The following is a 21,563-nucleotide window of genomic DNA, read 5'->3' as shown; positions in this document are numbered from 1 at the left end:
CATGGTTCGGGCCATGCCAGACAGAGCCCGCATGACTTATACCATTATTTCCGACAACCAGGCCCTGGCGGATTTCTGCCAGACCAACGCCACCGTGCTGGCGGTAGACACCGAGTTTGTCCGCACGCGCACCTATTACGCCCGTCCCGGCCTGTATCAGATCAACGACGGCGAGCACACCGCCCTGGTGGATCCGCTGGCGGTAACCGACATGAGTCCGCTGTGGCGGTTGCTGCATGATGGCAACCGGCTGTGCCTGCTGCACGCCGGGGGAGAGGATCTGGAGCTGTTTCAGCATCAGAGTGGTGCGCTGCCGGCTCGAGTGCATGACACTCAGCTGGCCGCGGCCTTTCTCGGCCTGGGCGCTCAGCTGGGCTTTGCCCCCCTGGTGGAGCAATTGCTCGGGGTCAGCCTCGACAAGGCCCATGCCCGCACCGACTGGCTGGCCCGGCCGCTGTCGCCGGCCCAGCTCAGCTATGCCGCCGATGATGTCATTTATCTCTACCCGCTGTATCGAACACTGCATGAGCGGCTGGCGCAAAAAGGACTGCTGGACTGGTTTGAGCAGGAATGTGAGTGGACGGTAAAACGCCGGGCGGTCAATGTCAGACCGGAGCTGGCCTACCTGGAGGTGAAAAACGCCTGGACCCTGGACAGGCAGGCCCTGGGTATTTTGCAGCGGCTGTGTGCATGGCGCCTGAACGAGGCCCGCAAACGGGATCTGGCGGTGAACTTTGTGGTGCGTGAGGCCCACCTGTTGCGAGTGGCCGAGCGCGCGCCGGGCAGCCTGAGTGATCTCAACCGGCTGGGGCTGGAGCCCATGGAAATCAAGCGTCACGGCCAGACCTTGCTGGCGCTGGTGCAGCAGGCCCTGGCGGCGCCGAATAGCTGGCCCGAGCCGGTGAAACGGCTGGTGGACTTTCCCGGTTACAAGGCCGAGCTTAAACGTATCCGTGAGCTGGTGGAGCAGGCCGGTGAGGCTTCCGGCGTGCCGGCCGAGCTGATTGCCTCTAAACGGCTGATTCACCAGTATCTGAGCTGGAAATGGCGACTGGAGGAAAGCGAAGACGCTATGCCGGCGCTGCTGCAGGGTTGGCGCGGCGAGCTGATGCAAAGTCGACTGTAATGCAGTAAGCGAGAGCCATTAAAAACGGCGCTGTGTTTCCACGGCGCCGTTATTGTTTTTAACATTTTGCGTCTCAAGAGGCGGGCTTGTCATCCTGATCGGGCAACATGATATTCAGCTCCAGCACAGAGAGGTTTTCCCCTTTCTGATCAAGCTGCACCGAGATCTGCTCCAGATCGATATTTACATATTTGCGAATGACTTCCAGAATATCCTGTTTCATTTGCGGCAGGTAGTCGGGGGTATCCCGTTGGCTGCGCTCGTGAGCCACGATAATTTGCAAACGCTCTTTGGCCAGCTTGGCGCTGCTCTGGTTCTTTCTTGAGCTAAAGAAATAGTCCAGTAGAGACATGAGTTAACTCCCAAAAAGTCGGCTGAAAAATCCCTTCTTCCCTTCTTCCAGGAAACGAAACTCCCGCTCTTCACCCAGCAGACGGGCCACGGTGTCGCCATAGGCCTGGCCGGCATCGGACTCTTCGTCCAGGATCACCGGCTCACCGGCGTTGGATGCCTTGAGCACGGCCTGGGATTCGGGGATCACACCCAGCAGCGGAATGGCCAGGATCTCCTGCACGTCTTCCACACTCAGCATGTCGCCCCGGTTAACCCGCTCGGGGGAATAGCGAGTCAGCAACAGGTGCTCCCGAATCGGCTCCAGGCCCTGCTCGGCCCGGCGGGACTTGGAAGAAAGGATGCCCAGAATGCGGTCGGAGTCGCGCACTGAGGACACTTCCGGGTTGGTGGTAACAATGGCCTCGTCGGCAAAGTAGAGCGCCATCAGGGCACCGCTTTCAATACCGGCGGGCGAATCGCAAATGATGTAGTCAAAGCCCATCTCATTGAGATCCCTGATGACTTTTTCCACACCATCGCGGGTGAGGGCTTCCTTGTCGCGGGTTTGCGAGGCGGGCAGAATATAGAGCTGCTCCACCCGCTTGTCGCGGATCAGGGCCTGGTTGAGGTTGGCGTCTCCGTTGATCACATTGACGAAGTCATAGACCACGCGGCGTTCACAGCCCATGATCAAGTCGAGATTACGCAGGCCGATGTCAAAATCGATGACCACGGTTTTGTGGCCCAGTTTGGCCAGGCCGGTGCTGATGGCTGCGCTGGAGGTGGTCTTGCCTACGCCTCCCTTACCAGAAGTGACGACGATTATCCGTGCCATAAAGTGCGTTCCTAAGTCGAGAAAAATTCAGAGTCTGTCCAGCTTGAGCTGCTCGCCCGCCAGATAGAGGCTGACCGGTTGTTCCCAGTGATCACCTTGCAGACCATCGCTGAGCTGATAGTGGCCGGCGATGGAGACCAGCTCGGGCATCAGTTGTTGACAGTAAATTCGTGCATGTTCGTTGCCCTTGGCACCGGCCACGGCGCGACCGCGTAACGCGCCATATACATGAATGCTGTCGTCGGCGATGACTTCGGCGCCGTTACTGACCGCACCCAGCACCACCAAGGAGCCGTTAGGAGCGTAAATCTGCTGGCCCGAGCGAACCGGGCCGCGATGCACCCGGGTTCCGGGCTGATTGAGCAGGGCGGGCGAGGGGGAGGTTGCGGCGGCAGGCACCTTGCCGGTGGTCATCACCGCCAGGCCGGCGGCGCGCGCGGCGGCACGGCCCTGATCGTCGAGAATGCCGCTGACACCCACAGGCACCAGCTCCAGCTCGCGAACGACGGCGGCCAGGGCGGTAAAGTCGGGAATGTTTGACAGCTTTTCGATATTGATGACCAGTGGTGCGGCGCGGAAAAATTCCGGCGCCTGTGCGATTTTGTCCTGCAGTTGTTCTCTGACCCGTGCAATATCGGTTGAGGTAATATGCAGTACCGACAGCGTGAAGCTGCTGCCTTTTAATTCAATGCCACGCTCCGCCATAAGCGGTTGTCCCCCAAGGAAAGGTGATCCTTTTTGTTATTGGTCGTGCTGATGTTATAGTCTGCCATCCTGACTGGCAATTAAACCCGACGGATTATAGCAATTTCCATGTTGTGTGCAGTGTATAAAAGCCCCAAAAAGGCAGAGACCTATCTGTTTGTTGAACGGCGCGACGATTTTTCGCGTGTTCCCGCTTCCCTGATGGAGACCTTTGGCACGCCGCAGCTGGCGATGATGCTGAATCTGGCCAACAAGGTTCGACTGGGTATATCCGATATAGACAAGGTGCGTGAGGCCCTGCGAACCCAGGGGTTCTATTTGCAGCTGCCACCACCCCCCAAAAACCTGCTCAAAGAGCACCTCGCCCGCCAGGCCGCCGAACGCGGCGGTGAATAAGGAGACAGCCCGTGTATCAGCATGTGGATCAGGAAGGTTTTGTCTTGCCCTATGCCACCGGCAAGGTGGTGTGTGTTGGACGCAGTTACCTTGAGCACGCCGCCGAGCTCAATAATCCGGTGCCCGATCAGCCGTTGTTGTTTATCAAGCCCGCCACCAGTCTGGTGCCGCTGGATGAGCCCCTGGTGCTGCCACAAGGGCAGGGCCCGGTGCATCATGAAGCGGAAGTGGCGCTGCTGATCGGCCGCCGCCTGTGCCGGGCATCGGCGACCGACGCCCTCAATGCCGTGGTTGGGGTAGGGTTGGCGCTGGATCTGACGCTGCGTGCGGTGCAAGATCAGCTCAAGGGCAAGGGACAACCCTGGGAGCGGGCCAAGGCCTTTGACGGCAGCTGCCCCGTGGGCCCCTTTGTGGCGCCGGAGCTGTTGTCGCCGTTGCAGCAGCTGGACTTCTCCCTCACCGTCAATGGTGCTTTGCGTCAGCAGGGCAACACCGGAATGATGATGTGGCCCATGGGCGAGTTGCTGGCCGACATCAGCCACAGCTTTACCCTGATGCCCGGTGACATCGTGTTGACCGGCACGCCCAAGGGGGTGGGTGAACTGCGGGGCGGCGATGTTCTGACGCTGACCCTGGACAACACATTCGACGTTGAGGCGAAGGTAGCAAAGTAAATGCAGGCGAATTTCTGGCAGACCAAAACCCTGGACGACATGACCGACGAGGAATGGGAAGCCCTGTGCGACGGGTGTGGCAAGTGTTGCCTCAACAAGCTTATCGATGAAGACACCGAAGAGCTGGTGCACACCAATGTGGCCTGCGAGCTGCTCAACACTCATAGCTGTGCCTGCAGTGACTATGCCAACCGTTTTGCCCGAGTGCCGGATTGCCTGAAGATTACTCGCGATCAGCTTGAGGAGTTTTACTGGTTGCCCTCGACCTGCGCCTACCGGGTATTGGCCGAGGGCAAGTCGCTGCCGTCCTGGCATCCGCTGCGCACCGGTTCAAAAAGCGCCATGCACCGCGCCGGCCAGTCGGTACGGGGCAAGGCGGTGCCGGAATCAAAGGCCGGCGACTGGGAAGATCATATTATTACCTGGGCCAGCTGATGAAACCGGGGCGATATCGTCGCCTCAGCCTTCACGCCTCACCATAGCCGCCACCCGCACACCAATAAAGAACGCCGCCAGGGCGGCCATTCCACCGAAAATGCCCATCAGCCACTGTGGCATCGATAAGCCCAGCCAGTGCCAGTCGATGGACGCACAGTCCCCACTGGGAAAGAACAGGGCCGGCCACCAGGCTTCCAGCTGAAACCAAACGGGAAACTCCGCCACCGTTGAGCACTGGTGAAAGGGAGAAGGATTGAGCTGATAGCCCACGTGCTCCTTTGCCAGCAAAAAACCTTCCACCGAAGCGAACAGCCAGCCCGCCAGCGCGACATGACTGACCACCCGGTGTGCCGGCGCCAGCCAGCCGAGCAGGCCGGCCACGATGATGCCGCAGAGGGCTGCGCGTTGATAAACACACATGACGCAGGGGGCATATCCTTCCAAATACTGGTAGTACAGTGCCGTCAGCAGCAGGCCGGTGCTGGACAGGGTGAGCAGGGCCCAGGCCGGGCGAGAGCGGGAGAACTGGTTCACGCCATTTCCTTTGTTGTTGATGACTGCGGTCGAGAGGGCCGTGCTTGTGACCAACTGGTCGGCTCTGTTATTATTTTGGGCGTTTTTCACCGTTTTTAACCTTTGCAATACAGAGTGGTTTCATGGTCATCAAGGCACAGAGCCCCGCCGGGTTTGCGGAAGAATATATCATAGAGTCCATCTGGAACAGCCGCTTTCCGCCCGGCTCTATTCTGCCGGCAGAGCGTGAGCTGTCGGAGTTGATTGGCGTTACCCGCACCACCTTGCGGGAAGTGCTGCACCGTCTGGCCCGCGATGGCTGGCTGACCATTCGGCACGGCAAACCGACCCGGGTCAACAATTTCTGGGAAACCTCCGGCCTCAACATTCTCGAGACCCTGGCGCGGCTCGATGCCGACAAGCGGCCCGAGCTTATCGAGCACCTGCTCTCGGCTCGCACCCACATCAGCACCATCTTTATTCGCGGTGCCATTCGCCATGATCCCGACGCCGCGCTTCAGGCCCTGGACGGCCATGACTATCTAAACAACGAGGCCGAGGCCTACGCCAGCTATGACTACCGCTTGCATCAGCGCCTGGCCTTTGCTTCTGGCAATCCCATCTACGGACTTATTCTGAACGGCTTTAAAGGTTTGTACTGTCGGGTGGGGCGATACTACTTTTCCCTTGGCGCCGCGCGGGCCCTGGCCGCCGACTATTACCGTGCCCTGGCCGCGCATGTGCGGGCAGGGCAGGCGGAGGACGTGGCGGAGCTGATTCGGGACTATGGCAAGGCGTCGGGTCGTCTGTGGCAGGACATGCGCGAGCAACTGCCCGACACCCTGGTGCAGCCCTAATAAACAACGCCTCTCGATGAGAGGCGTTTTTGGTTCAGGCCTTTGGCTCCTGCTTGGTGGGGCAGCGGCTCAGCAGGGTGCCGCTGCCATCGGCTTCTTCCTGCTCCAGCAACACATCAAAGCCCCACAGCCGGTGCACGTGTTTGATCACCTCATGGCAGGAATCCGACAGAGGAATACGATTGTGGGGCACGTGGCGCAGGGTCAATGAACGGTCTCCCTTGACCTCCACGTTGTACACCTGAATGTTGGGCTCCAGGTTGGACAGGTTGTACTGGTTCGACATGGTCTGGCGCAGGGCCCGGTAGCCGGATTCGTCGTGAATGGCGGAAATCTCCAGATAATTGCGGGTGTCGTCGTCGGCCACGGCGAACAGGTGAAAGTCACGCATGACCTTGGGGGAAAGAAACTGGCTGACGAAACTCTCGTCCTTGAAGTTTTCCATGGCAAAGTGCAGGGTTTTGACCCAGTCGGCTCCTGCGATATCCGGAAACCAGGCCTTGTCTTCCTCGGTGGGCTGCTCGCAGATACGGCGCAGATCCTGAAACATGGCAAAACCCAGGGCGTAAGGGTTGATGCCCGAGTAATACTTGCTGTTATAGGGGGGCTGATATACCACATTGGTATGGCTGTGCAGTATTTCCATCATGAACTTGTCGGTAACCAGGCCCTCGTCGTACATGTGCTGGCAGATGGTGTAATGCCAGAAAGTGGCCCAGCCTTCATTCATGACCTGCGTCTGTTTCTGCGGGTAGAAATACTGGCTTATCTTGCGCACGATGCGCACGATTTCGCGCTGCCAGGGTTCCAGCAGAGGTGCGTGCTTTTCAATAAAATACAGCAGGTTCTCTTCCGGCTCTCGAGGATAACGCAGCTTTTGCTTTTCTTTTGAATCATCCATGCGGGGCAGGGTGCGCCACAATTCATTGACCTGGGTCTGCAGGTAGGCTTCGCGGGCCTTCTGGCGCCGACGCTCTTCCGCCAGTGACAGTTTCTGCGGCCGTTTATAGCGATCCACCCCATAGTTCATCAGGGCATGGCAGCTATCCAGCAGGCTCTCCACCTCGGATACGCCGTACTTTTCTTCGCATTCGGTAATGTAGTGCTTGGCAAACAGCAGGTAATCGATAATCGACTCGGCATCGGTCCAGGTCTTGAACAGGTAGTTGTTCTTGAAAAAGGAGTTGTGGCCATAGCAGGCGTGGGCCATCACCAGCGCCTGCATGGGCATGGTGTTTTCCTCCATCAGGTAGGCGATGCAGGGGTTGGAGTTGATGACGATCTCGTAGGCCAGTCCCATCTGGCCACGCTTGTAGTTTTGCTCGGTCTGAATGAACTTCTTGCCGTAGGACCAATGATGGTAGCCAATAGGCATGCCGATGCTGGAATAGGCATCCATCATCTGTTCGCCGGTAATGATCTCTATCTGGTTGGGGTAGGTATCAAGCCCGTAACTGTTGGCGATTCGGGCAATTTCCTTGTGGTAGGACTCGAGCAAGTCGAAGGTCCAGTCCGGCCCGTCGCTGAGCGGCCGGCGCTTTTTGAGTGCTTGTGCCATGCTTCACCTCACGCCGCCTGTTTCTTGAAAAGTTCCCGGAACACGGGATAGATGTCTTCTACCGAACGTATATGCTCCATGGCAAAGGTCGAGTACTGCCGGGCAATGGACTCGTACTCGTGCCACAGGCTCTGATGGGCCCGGTTGGTAATTTCTATATAGGCGTAATAGCGCACCAGCGGCATGATGTCTTTGTGTAGTAACTGCCGACATAACGGTGAGTCGTCGGCCCAGTTGTCACCATCGGAAGCCTGGGCGGCATAGATATTCCACTGATCCGCCGGATAACGCTCGGCCATGACTTCCTTCATCAGCTGCAGGGCACTGGAGACGATGGTACCGCCGGTTTCCTGGGAGTAGAAAAACTCCTGTTCGTCCACCTCCTTGGCCTGGGTGTGGTGACGAATAAACACCACGTCCACGTTCTTGTAGCTGCGGGTAAGAAACAAATACAGCAGCAGGTAGAACCGTTTGGCCATGTCCTTGGTGGCCTGATCCATGGAGCCGGATACGTCCATCAGGCAAAACATCACCGCCTGGGTTGACGGCACCGGTCGCTTGACGAAGTTGTTGTAGCGCAAGTCGAAGGTGTCGATAAAAGGCACCGCCGCAATACGCCGCTTGAGCTCGGCAATCTCGTCTTCCAGTTGCTGAATGCGGACATAGTTTTCCGCGGGGCGTTTGCCAAGCTCTGCCAGCTCCTGCTCAAGCTCTGCCACGCTTTTCTTCTTGCCCGCCTGCAGGGCGGTGCGCCGAGCCAAGGACTGGCGCAGGGAACGCACCACGTTGATGTTGGCCGGTACGCCATCGGCGGTGTAGCCGGCGCGAAAGGTTTTCATCTCGCTGATCTTGTTAAGCTTGTTTTTCTCCAGGTTGGGCAGCTCAAGGCCATCAAAGAGCAGATCCAGGTATTCTTCCTTGGAGATCTGGAATACAAAATCGTCCTGACCTTCCCCCTGGTTACTGGCTTCCCCTTGGCCAGATCCACCACCACCGCCTCCTGAAGGCCGGTCTACCCGGTCACCGGTTACGAACTGATCGTTTCCCGGATGAACCTGGTCGCGCTGACCTCCCTTGCCGTGATGAAATAGGGGCTCGGAGATGTCCCGGGTGGGAATGGAGACACTCTCGCCCTTGTCGATATCCTGAATGCTGCGTTTGAGCACCGCGTCCGACACCGCCTTTTTGAGCTGTTGTTTGTAGCGGCGGATAAAGCGCTGCCGATTAACAGCGCTCTTGTTGCGGCCATTCAGTCGTCTGTCGATAAAATGCGCCATATTTCCCCCAACTGATTGCCGTCAGCTTGACTTGCGTACCCGCAGGTACCATTCGGACAGCAGACGGACCTGTTTGCGGGTATATCCTTTCTCCATCATGCGATCCACGAAGTCGTCGTGCTTTTTCTGCTCGTCGGCACTGGTTTTCGCATTGAAGGAGATAACCGGCAGCAGCTCTTCGGTATTGGAGAACATCTTCTTCTCGATAACGGTTCTGAGCTTTTCGTAGCTGGTCCAGTTGGGATTTTTGCCTGCATTGTTGGCCCGCGCCCGCAGTACGAAGTTGACGATTTCGTTGCGGAAGTCTTTGGGATTGCTGATGCCCGCAGGTTTCTCAATTTTCTCCAGCTCGGCATTGAGCGCGCTGCGGTCGAACAGTTGGCCGGTATCGGGATCCCGGTATTCCTGATCCTGTATCCAGAAGTCGGCGTAGGTCACGTAACGGTCGAAGATGTTCTGGCCATATTCGGAATAGGACTCGAGGTAGGCGGTCTGAATTTCCTTGCCGATAAACTCGACGTACTTGGGAATCAGATATCCCTTGATGAATTCCAGGTAGCGATCGTGCACTTCCTGGGGGAACTGCTCCCGCTCAATCTGCTGCTCAAGCACATAGAACAGATGCACCGGGTTGGCGGCCACCTCGGCATGGTCAAAGTTGAATACGCGGGACAGGATCTTGAAGGCAAAACGGGTAGACAGGCCGGTCATGCCTTCGTCCACGCCGGCGTAGTCCCGGTATTCCTGATAGGACTTGGCCTTGGGATCCGTGTCTTTAAGGGTTTCACCGTCGTAGACCCGCATCTTGGAATAGATGCTGGAGTTCTCCGGCTCCTTGAGCCGTGACAGCACGGTAAACTGGGCCAGGGTTTCAAGGGTGCCTGGCGCACACTTGGCGGTGGACAGCTCACTGTGGGTCAGCAGCTTCTGGTAGATTTCGACTTCTTCGGTCACTCGCAGGCAATAAGGCACCTTGACGATATAGACCCGGTCAAGGAAGGCCTCGTTGTTCTTGTTGTGCTTGAAGTGCTGCCATTCCGACTCGTTGGAGTGGGCCAGAATGATGCCTTCAAAGGGCAGGGCGGAGAGGCCCTCGGTACCGTTATAGTTTCCTTCCTGGGTCGCGGTCAGCAGCGGGTGCAGTACCTTGATGGGCGCCTTGAACATCTCCACGAATTCCATCATGCCCTGGTTGGCTTTGCACAGGGCACCGGAATAGGAGTAGGCATCGGCATCGTCCTGGGCGTAGTGCTCCAGTTTACGAATGTCGACCTTACCCACCAGTGAAGAAATATCCTGGTTGTTATCATCGCCTGGCTCGGTCTTGGCCACGGCAATCTGGTCGAGCACCGATGGGTAGACCTTTTCAACTCGAAAGCGGGTAATGTCGCCGCCGTAGTCGTGCAGACGCTTGACCGCCCATGGCGACATGATGGGTCTCAGGTAACGACGGGGTATGCCGTATTCCTGCTCCAGCACAGGGCCGTCTTCGTTCATGTCAAACAGGCAGAAGGGATGGTCATTGACCGGCGAGCCCTTGATTCGATAAATGGGCACCTTCTGCATCAGTGCCTTGAGGCATTCGGCCAGAGACGATTTACCGCCACCCACCGGGCCCAGCAGATAGAGGATCTGTTTCTTTTCTTCCAGCCCCTGAGCGGCGTGCTTGAGGTAGGAAACGATTTGTTCAATGCTTTCTTCCATGCCAAAAAAGTCGGCGAAAGCGGGATAGCGGGCGATTACCCGGTTTGAAAACAGCCGGCTATATCGTGGCACCTGGGCGGTGTCAATCATCTCCGGCTCACCAATGGCCATCAGCAACCGCTCGGAAGCGGAGGCATAACAACCCTTGTCATCACGGCACAGGTCGAGGAACTCCTGCAGGCTGTATTCCTCTTCCTTGGCCTTTTCATAGCGCATTTGATAGTGCTCGAAAATACCCATGGTCATTCCCCCCGGTTAACTTTTGGCTTCTGATCAAGACAGAGCCGCGCGCACACACATTTCACATCCTTTACGAATAAGGTTAGTCATGGTTTCGTCATTGTGCTCGTGTAAGGTGCGGAAAAAACAAAGAATTGTGCTTGCCATCGATGTAAGGCCTGACGCGGTAGGGAGTTTTCACATGGAGCCACCTGGGGAAGAGACGGCGGAATGGTTCGAGAGAGTCCATTCACGGTGACGCTGCGATGTCAGATTCGTGTTTTTGTCTAACCATAACGTTAACGTAATGATGGTGCGGTGGAAGGTAAATGTCGGGAATATTTATGGTGTTTTACGTTGACTTCACATTTTGCTCCGGTTACATTGAACCAGCATCACGGTCTAGCCATTCGCTGCACTCAATGAGAGCAAGTCGTTAGACGGTATGCATAGCTCTGTTTAAGCACGTTTCCGTTTGTTTGACCCTCGCCAGCCGAGGGTTTTCTTTTGCCTGAATTTCAAGTTTACGTTGACGTCATGGTTAGATTTCGAATAATGTCTTGGTTCGAATAATTTGAATATCTTGACCGCCAAATTCCTGTTTTATCCCTGCAAAGCCTGCCTTAAGCTGACATCAAGCTAATCACCCCGCCAACAAGCGTTGGTTACACTTATTCAATATTACTGCACCAAGGAGCCAGACCATGACTCAAACACTGATACTGAAATCCAGCATACTGGGAGAGCACTCCGAATCCGGCCGCCTGCTGGACTATTTCACCTCCCTTGTCGATGAGCCTCAGGTTCGAGTGCGGGATCTGGCCGCCTCGCCGCTGCCGATGCTGGATGGTGAAGGCGCCCAGGCTTTGCGTGGCGGAGATAACCTCAATGAACGTCAGCGTGAATTGCTGGCGCTCTCCGATGAGCTGGTGGCGGAGCTGAAAACCGCGGACCGCGTGGTTATTTCCGCACCCATGTATAACTTTCATGTACCGGTACAGCTCAAAGCCTGGGTCGATCTGATCTGTCGGGCCGGCGTTACCTTCCGTTATACCGAGCAGGGTCCTCAGGGGCTGCTGACCGGCAAGAAGGCAGTGGTGGTATCCACCCGTGGCGGCCAATACCAGGGCAGCGACCTCGATATGATCACGCCTTACATGCGGACCGTGCTCGGGTTTGTGGGGATCCGGGACGTTGAGTTCGTATACGCGGAAGGCCTGGCCATGAGCGGAGAGGGCCGTGAATCTGGGCTGAGTGAGGCTCGCGGCCTGCTGAGCGAGCTGGCCGCCGGCTAAAGTTGATGTCGTAACATGACAAAGGGCTGCTTTTGCAGCCCTTTTTTGTATGCGGGATCATTTAAAGTGTTGGCGAATACAGCGCTCCAGAATGCCGACGGTCTGATCCACATGCTCCTTTTCAAGAATAAGGGGAGGGGACATGGCGATGGCATTGCCCAGGGAGCGCAGCATCAGCCCTTGTTCCCATGCCATGGCTTGTATGTCGGTGCCGGCGGGGGCATCGAATTCCACGGCGGCGATCAGCGAGTAATTGCGAATGTCGATGACGCCGGGCAGGCCTTTCAGGCTGTGCAAACCTCTTTCAAAGTATTGGCTGATTTCGCCATCGGCGTCGCCGCGCTGGTACAGACCGTCCTGTTCATACACATCCAGGGTGGCCATGGCGGCGGCACAGGCGAGGGGATGAGCCGAATAGGTGTAGCCATGGAAGAACTCAACGCCGCTGGCGCTGGCTTCCATGACGGCATCGTAAACATGATCACCGGCCAGCACGGCCCCCATGGGGGCGGCGCCGTTGGTCAGCCCCTTGGCGGTAGTCATGATGTCAGGCTGCACCTGGAACGTCTGGCTGGCAAAGGCCTCGCCGGTACGACCAAAGCCACAGATCACCTCGTCAAAGATAAGCAATATGCCATGTTGATCGCAGATCTCCCGAATGCGCTGCAGGTAACCGACGGGAGGAGGCAATACGCCGCCGGCGCCGCTAATGGGTTCAATAATGACGGCGGCAATGCGGCTGGCATCGTGCAGGCGTATGAGTTTTTCCAGCTCGTTGGCCATGTCTATGCCGCCATGCAGGGGCAGACCACGGGAAAAGGCGTTTCGGCGCAGATCCTGAGTATGAGATAAGTGGTCGGTAGGCAGCCACTGGCCAAAGGCCTTGTAGTTGTTGGTGATGCCACCCACCGCGATGCCGCCGAAGTTGACCCCGTGATAACCGCGTTCCCGGCCAATAAACAGCTGGCGCCCGGCCTCTCCTCGGGCGTGGTGGTAGGCCAGGGCCATTTTCAGGGCGGTTTCCACCGACTCAGAGCCGGAATTGGTATAAAACACGCGATTCAGGTTGCCCGGCGCAAGGTGGGCGAGCCGCTCCGACAACTCAAACGCCAGCGGGTGGCCAAAACCGAAGCAGGGGGCATAGTCGAGCTCCCGGGCCTGGCGGGCGATGGCCTCGGCAATATGCGGGTTGCCGTGGCCGGCGTTGCAGCACCAAAGGCCGGCAGTCATGTCCAGGACCTGGCGGTTGTCGTCGGTGATCCAGTGCATGCCTTTGGCACCGGTGAGCATACGGGGACTGGCCTTGAAGCCCTTGTTGGGGGTAAACGGCATCCAGTGGGTGTTCAGGGAGGGGTTGTTCATAGCGGCACTCTCTTGGACTCTTGTGATGGGCGCCCCGGGCGCGGAATGACAACCAGTGTGAACAAAATAACAGGGGGGGAAAATGACGGTGGCTCAATGTTCAGTTTGGCTGACTTCAACATGATAACGATTCAGTGAAGTGAATTATGCCAACATGCAATTCAAATATAAGACAATTAATTTCAAAACCGAGAAATTAACCATGAATACTGTGCGGGAAAGTTATCAATAGTGCCATAGTTAGGACTCACTTCGGACCTGTGGCTGGCTAAACTTTTAGGTGGTAGGTCGCTCTACCCCGAAATAAGGAGATTTCCATGACCATAAATAGCCAACCATTGGGTCGGGCGGCAACGTCCACCGATTTACAACCTTCATTACCGCTGAAGTCTTCGGGGAAAAAAATAATCATTAATGTATCCCTGATAACCATGGCGATATTATCGTTTGCTCCCCAAGTTCAATCCCAGGCCGTCACATATACCGAGCAGCAGCAGGCACTGGCTGAATTCGGTAAACATGTATTTTTTGATGAAGATATGTCGACCCCCAGTAATGCTCAGGGCTGCGTATCCTGCCACGATCCCAACCAGGGCTGGACTTTCCCTGATTCTGATACCAACCTGGGTCCGGTGGGAAGCCCCGGTGCACAACCCGATGATCGCGGCAAAATAAAGCCGCCTACCGTGGCGTATGGCAGTTTTGCCCGGCATTTTCAGCCCTGTAATGAAAATAATCCTTTCGGGTTGGTTGAATGGTGCGGGGGGGTGTTCTGGGATGGGCGGGCCGAAGGCACCGGCCCTGTGGGCTCTTACCCCGAAGGGGATGGTGCGGTCAGCGAAACGGTGACCATGGAAAGCCTGCGGTTGCGTAAGATAAGAGTTGGCTGGAACTCGTACATCGATCTGGAGCAGGAATACGCCCCTTTTCTCGGAGCATTGGCCGATCAGGCTTTGAATCCGGCTCAGCCCGGTATTGAACAAAATGCGGGCGAACGCAAGATTTGCATGAAGGTGAAAGGGGCTCACAAGCGACTTTATGAAAAGGCATTTGGGGAGCCGGTAAGTTGTTCCACCAATCCCAATAGGCTTGATCACAAGATGGTGTTCAGGCGTGTAGCCCTGGCGTTGTCCGCCTATCAGGGCTCACCGGATGTCAACTCATTCAGTTCGTTGAGGGATCTTGCCCTGTACCGGGAGCTCGGCTGTAAGGGGGAGGTAGACTTTGCTTCATATGCCTCAACTCAGCTGTGTAACCAGCTGGAAAACGTAAAGCCGGATCAAGCCACCTGGGGTGAGTTTCCCCTGGCCTTTGTGGGTACAGGTTTAAAACCTTACGAGATTAGGGAAATAAACCGCGGCCATGATATTTTTTATGGCATAGAAAGTGCGCCTGACAGCCTAAATGATGGTAACCCTGGCCCTCTTCGCCAAAACGCCAGTGGCCCCATTGTGACGGGTAATCCTCAGTTTGCTGGCAGAGGTATCGCCGCGCTCTGTGTCGCATGCCATGCAGACAGGCCTTTTGTTGATGACGGCACCGAGCCGCGTCAGCTTTATACCGATCAGGGTTATCACAATATCGGCGTCCCCTTTAATCGTGATATTCCCAATACCGTCAAGGGAGAGATCGCAGGTTTGGTGGGGCATGTTAGCCATAACTTCTATAGCGGAACCGAGATTCACCCGGGTGAGTTCCGTTCTCCCACCCTGCGCGAAGTTGCCAAAGGTGAAGAGCCAAATTTCGTCAAGGCATTTGCACATAATGGTTACTTCAAGAGCCTGGAGGGCATCATTCACTTCTACGGCAGCCGCGACCTGAAAAAACGTTGCGACCATGTGCCGGAAGGTGAACGCAGGCCCAATCCGATTCCCTTTGGCAACCCCTTTATTGCCAACTACGACGTGATTGACTCGCCGGTTGCCAATGCGACTGAAGCCGAAGCGCGTGCAAGCGATTGCTGGCCGGAGCCCGAGTTTTTCAATGCCGCGCCCATTGTGGTGGGTCAGTTTGACTTCTATCCCGAAGAAGAAAAGGCGCTGGCTGCCTACATCAGGGCATTGAGCGATACGCACATCGCCGCGACGCCATGATACTGACGAGTCAGGCATAACAAAAAGCCCGCTCGGTGAGCGGGCTTTTGCAATCTGGTGCGTTCTAGTGGATTCGAACCACCGACCCCCACCATGTCAAGGTGGTGCTCTAACCAACTGAGCTAAGAACGCCTGATTTAAAATTGGTGCGTCCTAGTGGATTCGAACCACCGACCCCTACCATGTCAAGGTAGTGCTCTAACCAACTGAGCTAAGGACGCTTATGTAAAAATTGGTGCGTTCTAGTGGATTCGAACCACCGACCCCCACCATGTCAAGGTGGTGCTCTAACCAACTGAGCTAAGAACGCATCGTGCCTTCAGGCGCTGCGTATACTAGCCAAGGGGCCGGGGCTGGGCAAGCCTTTTTTCTTCCACAACAACCGGATGGAGAACAATTGCTCATCCCGGTGAAAGATTGCACCGGCGCAGAAAGTCTTGCCATGCCCTGGCGTGCTCGAGGGTCAGGCGACGGTAGCGAACATAGATCTGGCTTTCAAGGCCGGAGGCGTACCAGTTGCGATATTCGGCCATGGCCGAATATCGCTCCGTCGGTGCCGACAGGCTTTGGGCCAGCAGGGGGGCGAGTTGAACAAAGCGGCGGTCCAGCTCGCTCAGCTGCCCCTGAATGTCCTTAATGTAGTAATGTTCCATGGCATTGCGCAGCCGTTCGGCGTCGGCCTGTCCTGCCGGGTCACAGTCGAACTGGGTCAGTCGTTGCAGAAAGTCGAGGCTTTGCTGCAGGTAATGGGCGGCGCTGTGCAATGAATAATAGAGTTCGCCCAGGTAATGATTGTTATAAAGGCCACCCAGGCGCGAATTGAACTCGGTGGCGTCAATGCCTTTCAGTGAGAGGTGGCCTGCGGCCTGTCGCTGGAGGTCGGCAAACAGGGCAAAGGCGTGGAGGGTTGACTGAAAACCGCGGTGATCCGGCGGCACCGGCCGCTGGCGGGGAGTGAGGGCTGCTCGTATCTCCGGCTCGGCCACCATCATGTTCCAGTGATAGCCGGGCAATAGCGGTGCTTTTTGTTGTTGCAATGCGGCCAGCCAGGCGTGCAACTCGTCATCGTGACTCTGTGCCAGGCAGTCCTCAAGGCCTTGCTGAAAATGCAGGTGGTACAGCAGCACGGCGCCGGCGTTTTGGCTTTTACCAATGGGGCTGTTGTGCTCACTCACCAGCCCCAGCAGCCGGCATTCTCCCAGTTTCAGGGTGTCGAGCAGGCCGGCGCTGACGCGCGGCTGGGGCAATTGCAGTCGGCGCTGGGCAGGCAATGTGGGCAGCGGCGGTGGTTCGCCAAGAGAGGGAGCATCGACTCCCAACACATTGGCGACACGACTCAGGTAGGTGTCAAAGGCGGGTTTAAGAGCCTGCCGGTCATTACACCCCGTCAACCAGAGGCAGGCCAGCAATATTGCGATGATGGACCCGTTCATAAATTTTACGTAACCGCCGAATCAAAAGGATTGCCGCTATGGTCAAGCCTACCAGAAAACCAATCCAGAAGCCGTGAGGGCCCATGGCGGGCACCAGCCAGTCGGTCAGTCCCAGTACCATGCCTACCGGCAGGCCGCACAGCCAGTAGGCCAGCAGGGTAATGTAGAAAATCATCTGGGTGTCTTTGTAACCACGCAGGGCGGCGGCACCAATGACCTGCACCGAGTCGGAAATCTGATACAGAGACGCCAGCAACAGCAGGCTGGCGGCCAGTTCCAGCACGTAATCGTTGTCGGTATAGATACCGCTTATCCAGTACCGGGACAGGGCGGTGGCCAGAGCCGTGCACACCGCCAGCAGGCAACCAAAGACGATGCCCGAGACGCTGGCAACCTTGGCCTGTTCGGCCATGCCTTCGCCCAGGCTGTGTCCCACCCTGATGGTCAGTGCCATGCCAAGGCTCAGTGGCAGCATGAAAATCAGGCTGGAAAAATTGATGGCGATCTGATGCCCGGCCACCACATCGGCCCCCAGTGGAGCCAATAGCAATGCCACCACGGTAAACAGGGTAACTTCGCAGAAAATGGCCATGGCAATAGGGAAGCCAAGGCGGAAAATGCGCCCGATGCGGGCCAGATCCGGGGCGGTAACGGCGGCAAAGACACCGAAGCGGCTAAGCAGGCTGGAGCGTTGTGTATACACCACCATGGCGATCAACATGGCCCAGAATACCAACGCCGAGGCATAACCACAGCCCACGCCGCCGAGCTGGGGCAGGCCGAATTTGCCGTGGATCAGCACATAGTTGGCGGGCACGTTCACCGTCAGGCCAATAAAGCCGATGACCATGGTGGGCCGGGTATGGGACAGGCCTTCACTGAAATTGCGTAGTACCTGATACAGGGCATAGGCGGGCATGCCCCACAGAATGCCGTGCAGGTAGCCGGTGGTTTTCTCTGCCAGCAGGGGTTCTACGTCCATCCAGTGCAGCACCTGGGGCGAGAAATACAGGGCCAGCCAGGCTGGCACCATGACCATCAGGGTAAGCCAGAAACCCTGATGGACGGCGCCGGCCACCTCCGGGTGACGACGGGCGCCGTTGAGTTGCGATATGATGGGGGTGAGTGCCATGACCACCCCCTGCACCAGCAAAATGATCGGCAGCCAGAAGCTTGTGGCCACGGCCACCGCCGCCATATCGGTGGCACTGATCTGGCCGGCCATGACGGTGTCGACAAAACTCATGGTGGTCTGGGCTACCTGCGCCACCAGAATGGGGCCGCACAGCCGCAGCAAATGCCGTGTTTCGGCAAAATATGGGGTGAAAGACATGCTTTTCTCGCTTGGGAATGGCGCCTGAAAACCGGCATTCAGGCCGCTGAATTGAATTCCTGCTGACGACGATGTCGGGTGCATCGTAATATAGCGGGAATATAACGGTTATTCAGGCCGTTTCCCATTATTTTGAACTGTTTTGTGATGGATTTTCGCGATGTTTACCGGAATTGTGCAAGGGCAGGGCATCCTGCTGGATGTGATTGAAAAAACCGATTTTCGCACCCATGTGGTGGCCATGCCGGCCGAGATGCTGCCGGGATTGGCCCTGGGGGCGTCGGTTGCCCATAATGGTTGCTGCCTGACGGTCACGGCCATTGAGGGAGAACAGGTCAGTTTTGACCTGATGCAGGAAACCCTGCGGGTGACCAATCTGGGTCAGCTGAAGCGCGGCGATGGTGTCAACCTGGAACGGGCTGCGCGCTTTGGCGATGATATTGGTGGCCACGCCATGTCGGGGCACATTATGGGGCAGAGCGAACTGCTTGAGCGAGTTGAAACCGAGAGCAACACCATGTTGCGTTTTGCCATGCCCTCCGGTCTTGGCAAATATCTGTTTACCAAGGGGTATATCGGTATTGACGGCATCAGCCTGACCCTGGGGGAGGTGAATAATACAGGCTTTGCCGTGCACCTGATACCGGAAACCCTGGCTCGCACCAACCTGGGGAGGGTACAGCCCGGTTACCTGGCCAATATCGAAGTGGATCCGCAAACCCAGGCCATAGTGGACACCGTGGAGCGGGTAATGGCGAGCCGCGCCTGAAGCAGACAAGAAAAAGCCGGGTATACCCGGCTTTATTAACATGAATATGTTATGCCAACATACATGAGCTAGGTATAACACCAGCCTGGTTCAAAAGTACTGCTCATCATCGGCATCCACGCGAACACGCACCTCATCGCTTAGCTCATCTCGCTCAATACAAACATGTATGGCGTTACAACAGGCCTGACAATCTTCGTAATAGTCCTGATCACCTTCGGACGCATCCACCACAAGACGGGTATGATGGCCGCAATGAGGGCAGACAATGTTTTGCTCAAAATAGTCACGCATATGTAACTCCTTCATGTTGGCGGCGGGCTCAGGCCTCCGGCAGGCTACGGCAGGTGCGGCCGCCATCCAGCGCGATGATCTGACCAGTGAGGTAGGCCGGCCCTTCCAGCAAAAAGGCCACCGTCTCGGCGATTTCTTCCGGCTCACCCAGCCGCCCCATGGGCACCGACTTGAGCACGGTTTGCTTCTGTTGCTCATCCAGCTCGTGCTCGGGCCAGATGATGGCGCCGGGGGCGATGCCATTGACTCGCACCTCGGGAGCCAGCTCCGCCGCAAGCCCTCGGGTCAGGGTGGCCAGGGCATTCTTGGCCATGCTGTAGGGGAGATGATGCTGCAGGCCATTTTTGGCGTGAATATCCACCATATTGACGATAGCCCCCCGTTGCTTTTTCAGCGCCGGCAGCAGGGCCTGGCTCAGTAGCAGCGGGGCAGCGGCATTGGTGGCCGACAGCTCGAGCCACTGGGCCGGAGTGATCTCACCCATGGCGGTGGGATAGAAGGCAGAGGCGTTGTTGACCAGGGCGTCGAGGCGGCCAAAACAGCCCAAGGCCCGATCTGCCAGGGCATTGAGTTCGTCAAGCCGGGTCAGATCCTGTTGCAACAAGTGTACGCTGTCGGGGCGTTCATGATTCAGACTGTCGGCCAGCTCCCTGGCCAGGGCCTCGCTGTGATGAAAATGCAGTACCAGGCGGTATCCCCGCTGGTGAAGGTGACGACTGATTGAGGCTCCAATGCGCCTGGCGGCGCCGGTAATCAACACCACGGGTTGCGGCATGACTTCTCCTAACTGGCGATAATGCGCAGCAGGCTGGTTTTTGCCTGCTGCAGATAAGGGTTCCCAAAGAGATTGACGTGATTGAGCAGGTGATAGAGGTTGTAGATCTCGCGGCGGGCACGGTAACCCTCTTCCCGGGGCCAGACAGCGTCGTAACCCTGGTAAAAGACGCGGGGAAACTGGCCAAACAACTCGGTCATGGCAATATCCGTTTCCCGATCACCAAAATAACTGGCCGGATCAAACAGCACGCCCTGTCGCTCACTGAATCCAAGGTTGCCACGCCATAAATCTCCATGCAACAGACATGCCCGAGGTTGGTGACTGGCAAGGCGGTTTTTGATGGCACCGACAATTTCTTCGATATCCCCAAAATACTGGCCCTTTTCTTCCAGCAACTTCAGTTGCCAGCCTATTCTCTGCTCGGCAAAAAAGGTGGCCCATTTTTTATGCCAGGCATTGGGTTGCACCGTGGTGCCGATAAAATTGTCCTCGTCCCAACCATACATGGGCTGGGAGCTGCCCTTGTGCAGATGGGCCAGCTGCCGGCCCAGCATGTGCCAGTCCTGCTCTTCGGCACTGCCCAGGGCCAGGTATTCCAATACCAGAAAACTGCTGCTCACCGTGGTGCCACAGCAGACAGGGCGGGGCACCTTCACGGTCTGGGTATTGAGTAAATGCTCAAGGCTGGTCCACTCGGTGCGGAACATATCGACGCCGGCACGGTCATTCAATTTAACGAAAAAGTGGCGGTGGCCATCGCTGACACGAAAGGCCTGGTTGATTTCACCACCGCTGAGGGGCTTGCGTTCGGTAATGGCAAATTCGGCGTCAATCGCCTCGCTGATCTGACTGGCAATAACGGGCCACATAAGCGCTTCACTCCACGGTACCGGTTTTGCCACAGTATAGGCCATACGCCGGCGTCGGCCGGCCATCCTCTTCACCATGGAGATAGTATGATAAAACAACTCAAGCAATGGCTGTCCGGCAACCCGGGTGAAACCGCCGCCGAGCTGTCCGAGGAGGCCGCGGTAGCGGCCCTGCTGGTCGAGGTGATGCTGGCCGATGGCAGTGCTAGTGATGCCGAGCAGCGTCGGTTGCAGAGCCTGTTCCGGCGCTTGTTCCGGGACGAGGCACAACAACTGGAACTATGGCTTGAACAGGGCAGGGCACGACAGCAGCAAGCCATTTCCCTGTTTGAATTTACCACACACCTGCGGGCCCTGCCGGCGACACGACGCGAGGCCATTTTACAGGCCTTGTGGCACATGGCCCTGGCCGATGGCGAACTGGACCAGCAGGAGGAGGGCATCGTGCGTCAGGTGGCGGAGCTGCTCTATATTCCGCACAGCCGCTTTATTCAGCTAAAGCACAGGGCGCAGAAGGGGGCCGACTGAGGCGATGGCGCATGGCGGCCGGTCATGAATTCTGTTAGGCTTTGCGCTCCCGACCTGTGCCGCCGGGTAACACCAATTGCGTGCCAGGCTGGCAAGGTAACGCCAGATGGTCGGGACGGTAAAACGACAACCTTATTTCACACATACATGTGCGCTTTGGTAGGGTGCACCACT

22 protein-coding genes and 3 tRNA genes are annotated in these 21,563 nt (G+C 57.0%); 9 read left to right on the top strand and 16 right to left on the bottom strand.

The features are described 5' to 3' along the window. Positions 1-31 precede the first annotated feature (31 nt). Positions 32-1,126 carry a ribonuclease D gene (gene rnd / locus B6S08_RS03230; protein WP_094199330.1) on the top strand — a complete coding sequence of 365 codons (1,095 nt, stop codon included), beginning with the start codon at positions 32-34 and terminating at the stop codon, positions 1,124-1,126. A 73-nt stretch (positions 1,127-1,199) separates the two neighbouring features. Here the strand turns inward: rnd and minE are convergent, their stop codons facing one another. The 3 genes from minE to minC are packed head-to-tail and all read right to left on the bottom strand — an operon-like array spanning position 1,200 to position 2,999. After that, positions 1,200-1,478, bottom strand: a complete 279-nt coding sequence (gene minE, locus B6S08_RS03225; RefSeq protein WP_094199329.1) for a cell division topological specificity factor MinE — start codon at positions 1,476-1,478, stop codon at positions 1,200-1,202. Between the two features lie 3 nt (positions 1,479-1,481). Further along, positions 1,482-2,294 (bottom strand): septum site-determining protein MinD, encoded by an 813-nt coding sequence (minD, locus tag B6S08_RS03220; RefSeq protein WP_094199328.1) that lies wholly within the window; start codon positions 2,292-2,294, stop codon positions 1,482-1,484. A gap of 27 nt (positions 2,295-2,321) precedes the next feature. Next, positions 2,322-2,999 carry a septum site-determining protein MinC gene (minC, locus tag B6S08_RS03215; RefSeq protein ID WP_094199327.1) on the bottom strand — a complete coding sequence of 226 codons (678 nt, stop codon included), beginning with the start codon at positions 2,997-2,999 and terminating at the stop codon, positions 2,322-2,324. Between the two features lie 108 nt (positions 3,000-3,107). On the opposite strand from minC, the gene B6S08_RS03210 reads away from it, so the two are divergent. The 3 genes from B6S08_RS03210 to B6S08_RS03200 are packed head-to-tail and all read left to right on the top strand — an operon-like array spanning position 3,108 to position 4,504. Continuing rightward, positions 3,108-3,395, top strand: a complete 288-nt coding sequence (locus tag B6S08_RS03210) for a YcgL domain-containing protein (protein WP_094199326.1) — start codon at positions 3,108-3,110, stop codon at positions 3,393-3,395. 11 nt (positions 3,396-3,406) lie between these two features. Continuing rightward, a complete protein-coding gene (locus B6S08_RS03205) occupies positions 3,407-4,069 on the top strand; it encodes a fumarylacetoacetate hydrolase family protein (protein WP_094199325.1) in 663 nt (220 codons plus the stop codon). After that, entirely contained in the window at positions 4,070-4,504 is a 435-nt protein-coding gene (locus tag B6S08_RS03200; protein ID WP_094199324.1) for a YcgN family cysteine cluster protein, read from the top strand. Between the two features lie 24 nt (positions 4,505-4,528). On the opposite strand, the gene dsbB is transcribed toward B6S08_RS03200, so the two are convergent. Then, positions 4,529-5,041, bottom strand: coding sequence for a disulfide bond formation protein DsbB (gene dsbB, locus B6S08_RS03195; RefSeq protein WP_094199323.1), 513 nt, complete (start codon positions 5,039-5,041; stop codon positions 4,529-4,531). A 122-nt stretch (positions 5,042-5,163) separates the two neighbouring features. On the opposite strand from dsbB, the gene fadR reads away from it, so the two are divergent. Beyond that, complete coding sequence (fadR, locus tag B6S08_RS03190; RefSeq protein ID WP_094199322.1) at positions 5,164-5,877, top strand: fatty acid metabolism transcriptional regulator FadR; 714 nt, start codon at positions 5,164-5,166, stop codon at positions 5,875-5,877. A gap of 34 nt (positions 5,878-5,911) precedes the next feature. On the opposite strand, the gene B6S08_RS03185 is transcribed toward fadR, so the two are convergent. From B6S08_RS03185 to B6S08_RS03175, 3 genes are read right to left on the bottom strand one after another with little or no spacing between them, the layout of a single operon-like run. After that, a complete protein-coding gene (locus B6S08_RS03185; RefSeq protein WP_094199321.1) occupies positions 5,912-7,435 on the bottom strand; it encodes a SpoVR family protein in 1,524 nt (507 codons plus the stop codon). Between the two features lie 8 nt (positions 7,436-7,443). Next, positions 7,444-8,712: a YeaH/YhbH family protein gene (locus B6S08_RS03180; protein ID WP_094199320.1), complete on the bottom strand. Its 1,269-nt coding sequence runs from the start codon at positions 8,710-8,712 to the stop codon at positions 7,444-7,446. 21 nt (positions 8,713-8,733) lie between these two features. Beyond that, a complete protein-coding gene (locus B6S08_RS03175; protein WP_094199319.1) occupies positions 8,734-10,656 on the bottom strand; it encodes a PrkA family serine protein kinase in 1,923 nt (640 codons plus the stop codon). A 683-nt stretch (positions 10,657-11,339) separates the two neighbouring features. Between B6S08_RS03175 and B6S08_RS03170 the strand changes: the two genes are divergently transcribed. Beyond that, positions 11,340-11,930 (top strand): FMN-dependent NADH-azoreductase, encoded by a 591-nt coding sequence (locus B6S08_RS03170; RefSeq protein ID WP_094199318.1) that lies wholly within the window; start codon positions 11,340-11,342, stop codon positions 11,928-11,930. Between the two features lie 57 nt (positions 11,931-11,987). Here the strand turns inward: B6S08_RS03170 and aptA are convergent, their stop codons facing one another. Continuing rightward, the gene (gene aptA / locus B6S08_RS03165; RefSeq protein ID WP_094199317.1) at positions 11,988-13,292 is read right to left on the bottom strand and encodes an omega-aminotransferase AptA; all 1,305 of its coding nucleotides are present in this window, start codon (positions 13,290-13,292) and stop codon (positions 11,988-11,990) included. A gap of 317 nt (positions 13,293-13,609) precedes the next feature. Between aptA and B6S08_RS03160 the strand changes: the two genes are divergently transcribed. Then, entirely contained in the window at positions 13,610-15,385 is a 1,776-nt protein-coding gene (locus B6S08_RS03160) for a cytochrome c peroxidase (RefSeq protein WP_094199316.1), read from the top strand. Between the two features lie 55 nt (positions 15,386-15,440). On the opposite strand, the gene B6S08_RS03155 is transcribed toward B6S08_RS03160, so the two are convergent. The 5 genes from B6S08_RS03155 to B6S08_RS03135 form a co-directional block, all read right to left on the bottom strand. Beyond that, positions 15,441-15,517, bottom strand: a tRNA-Val gene (locus B6S08_RS03155). A 12-nt stretch (positions 15,518-15,529) separates the two neighbouring features. After that, positions 15,530-15,606, bottom strand: a tRNA-Val gene (locus B6S08_RS03150). Positions 15,607-15,618: 12 nt separating this feature from the next. Beyond that, a tRNA-Val gene (locus B6S08_RS03145) sits at positions 15,619-15,695 on the bottom strand. Positions 15,696-15,786: 91 nt separating this feature from the next. Next, complete coding sequence (locus B6S08_RS03140; protein WP_094199315.1) at positions 15,787-16,818, bottom strand: DUF3080 domain-containing protein; 1,032 nt, start codon at positions 16,816-16,818, stop codon at positions 15,787-15,789. Next, a complete protein-coding gene (locus B6S08_RS03135) occupies positions 16,763-18,151 on the bottom strand; it encodes an MATE family efflux transporter (protein ID WP_094199314.1) in 1,389 nt (462 codons plus the stop codon). The genes B6S08_RS03140 and B6S08_RS03135 overlap by 56 nt, the downstream gene beginning before the upstream one ends. A gap of 160 nt (positions 18,152-18,311) precedes the next feature. Between B6S08_RS03135 and B6S08_RS03130 the strand changes: the two genes are divergently transcribed. Next, positions 18,312-18,920 carry a riboflavin synthase subunit alpha gene (locus B6S08_RS03130; protein WP_094199313.1) on the top strand — a complete coding sequence of 203 codons (609 nt, stop codon included), beginning with the start codon at positions 18,312-18,314 and terminating at the stop codon, positions 18,918-18,920. A 90-nt stretch (positions 18,921-19,010) separates the two neighbouring features. Here B6S08_RS03130 and B6S08_RS03125 read toward each other — a convergent pair whose 3' ends face one another. Genes B6S08_RS03125 through B6S08_RS03115 form a run of 3 tightly spaced genes read right to left on the bottom strand, consistent with a single transcriptional unit; the run spans position 19,011 to position 20,861 of the window. Continuing rightward, positions 19,011-19,214, bottom strand: a complete 204-nt coding sequence (locus B6S08_RS03125) for a CPXCG motif-containing cysteine-rich protein (RefSeq protein ID WP_094199312.1) — start codon at positions 19,212-19,214, stop codon at positions 19,011-19,013. A 28-nt stretch (positions 19,215-19,242) separates the two neighbouring features. Continuing rightward, positions 19,243-19,989 carry a pteridine reductase gene (locus B6S08_RS03120; RefSeq protein ID WP_094199311.1) on the bottom strand — a complete coding sequence of 249 codons (747 nt, stop codon included), beginning with the start codon at positions 19,987-19,989 and terminating at the stop codon, positions 19,243-19,245. An 8-nt stretch (positions 19,990-19,997) separates the two neighbouring features. Then, positions 19,998-20,861, bottom strand: a complete 864-nt coding sequence (locus tag B6S08_RS03115) for a fructosamine kinase family protein (RefSeq protein ID WP_094199310.1) — start codon at positions 20,859-20,861, stop codon at positions 19,998-20,000. 87 nt (positions 20,862-20,948) lie between these two features. Between B6S08_RS03115 and B6S08_RS03110 the strand changes: the two genes are divergently transcribed. Next, positions 20,949-21,389: a tellurite resistance TerB family protein gene (locus B6S08_RS03110; protein ID WP_094199309.1), complete on the top strand. Its 441-nt coding sequence runs from the start codon at positions 20,949-20,951 to the stop codon at positions 21,387-21,389. Positions 21,390-21,563: the final 174 nt, after the last annotated feature.

This window comes from Oceanimonas doudoroffii, assembly GCF_002242685.1.
GTDB lineage: Bacteria > Pseudomonadota > Gammaproteobacteria > Enterobacterales > Aeromonadaceae > Oceanimonas > Oceanimonas doudoroffii.
This window is presented reverse-complemented; position numbering and strand designations above follow the sequence as displayed.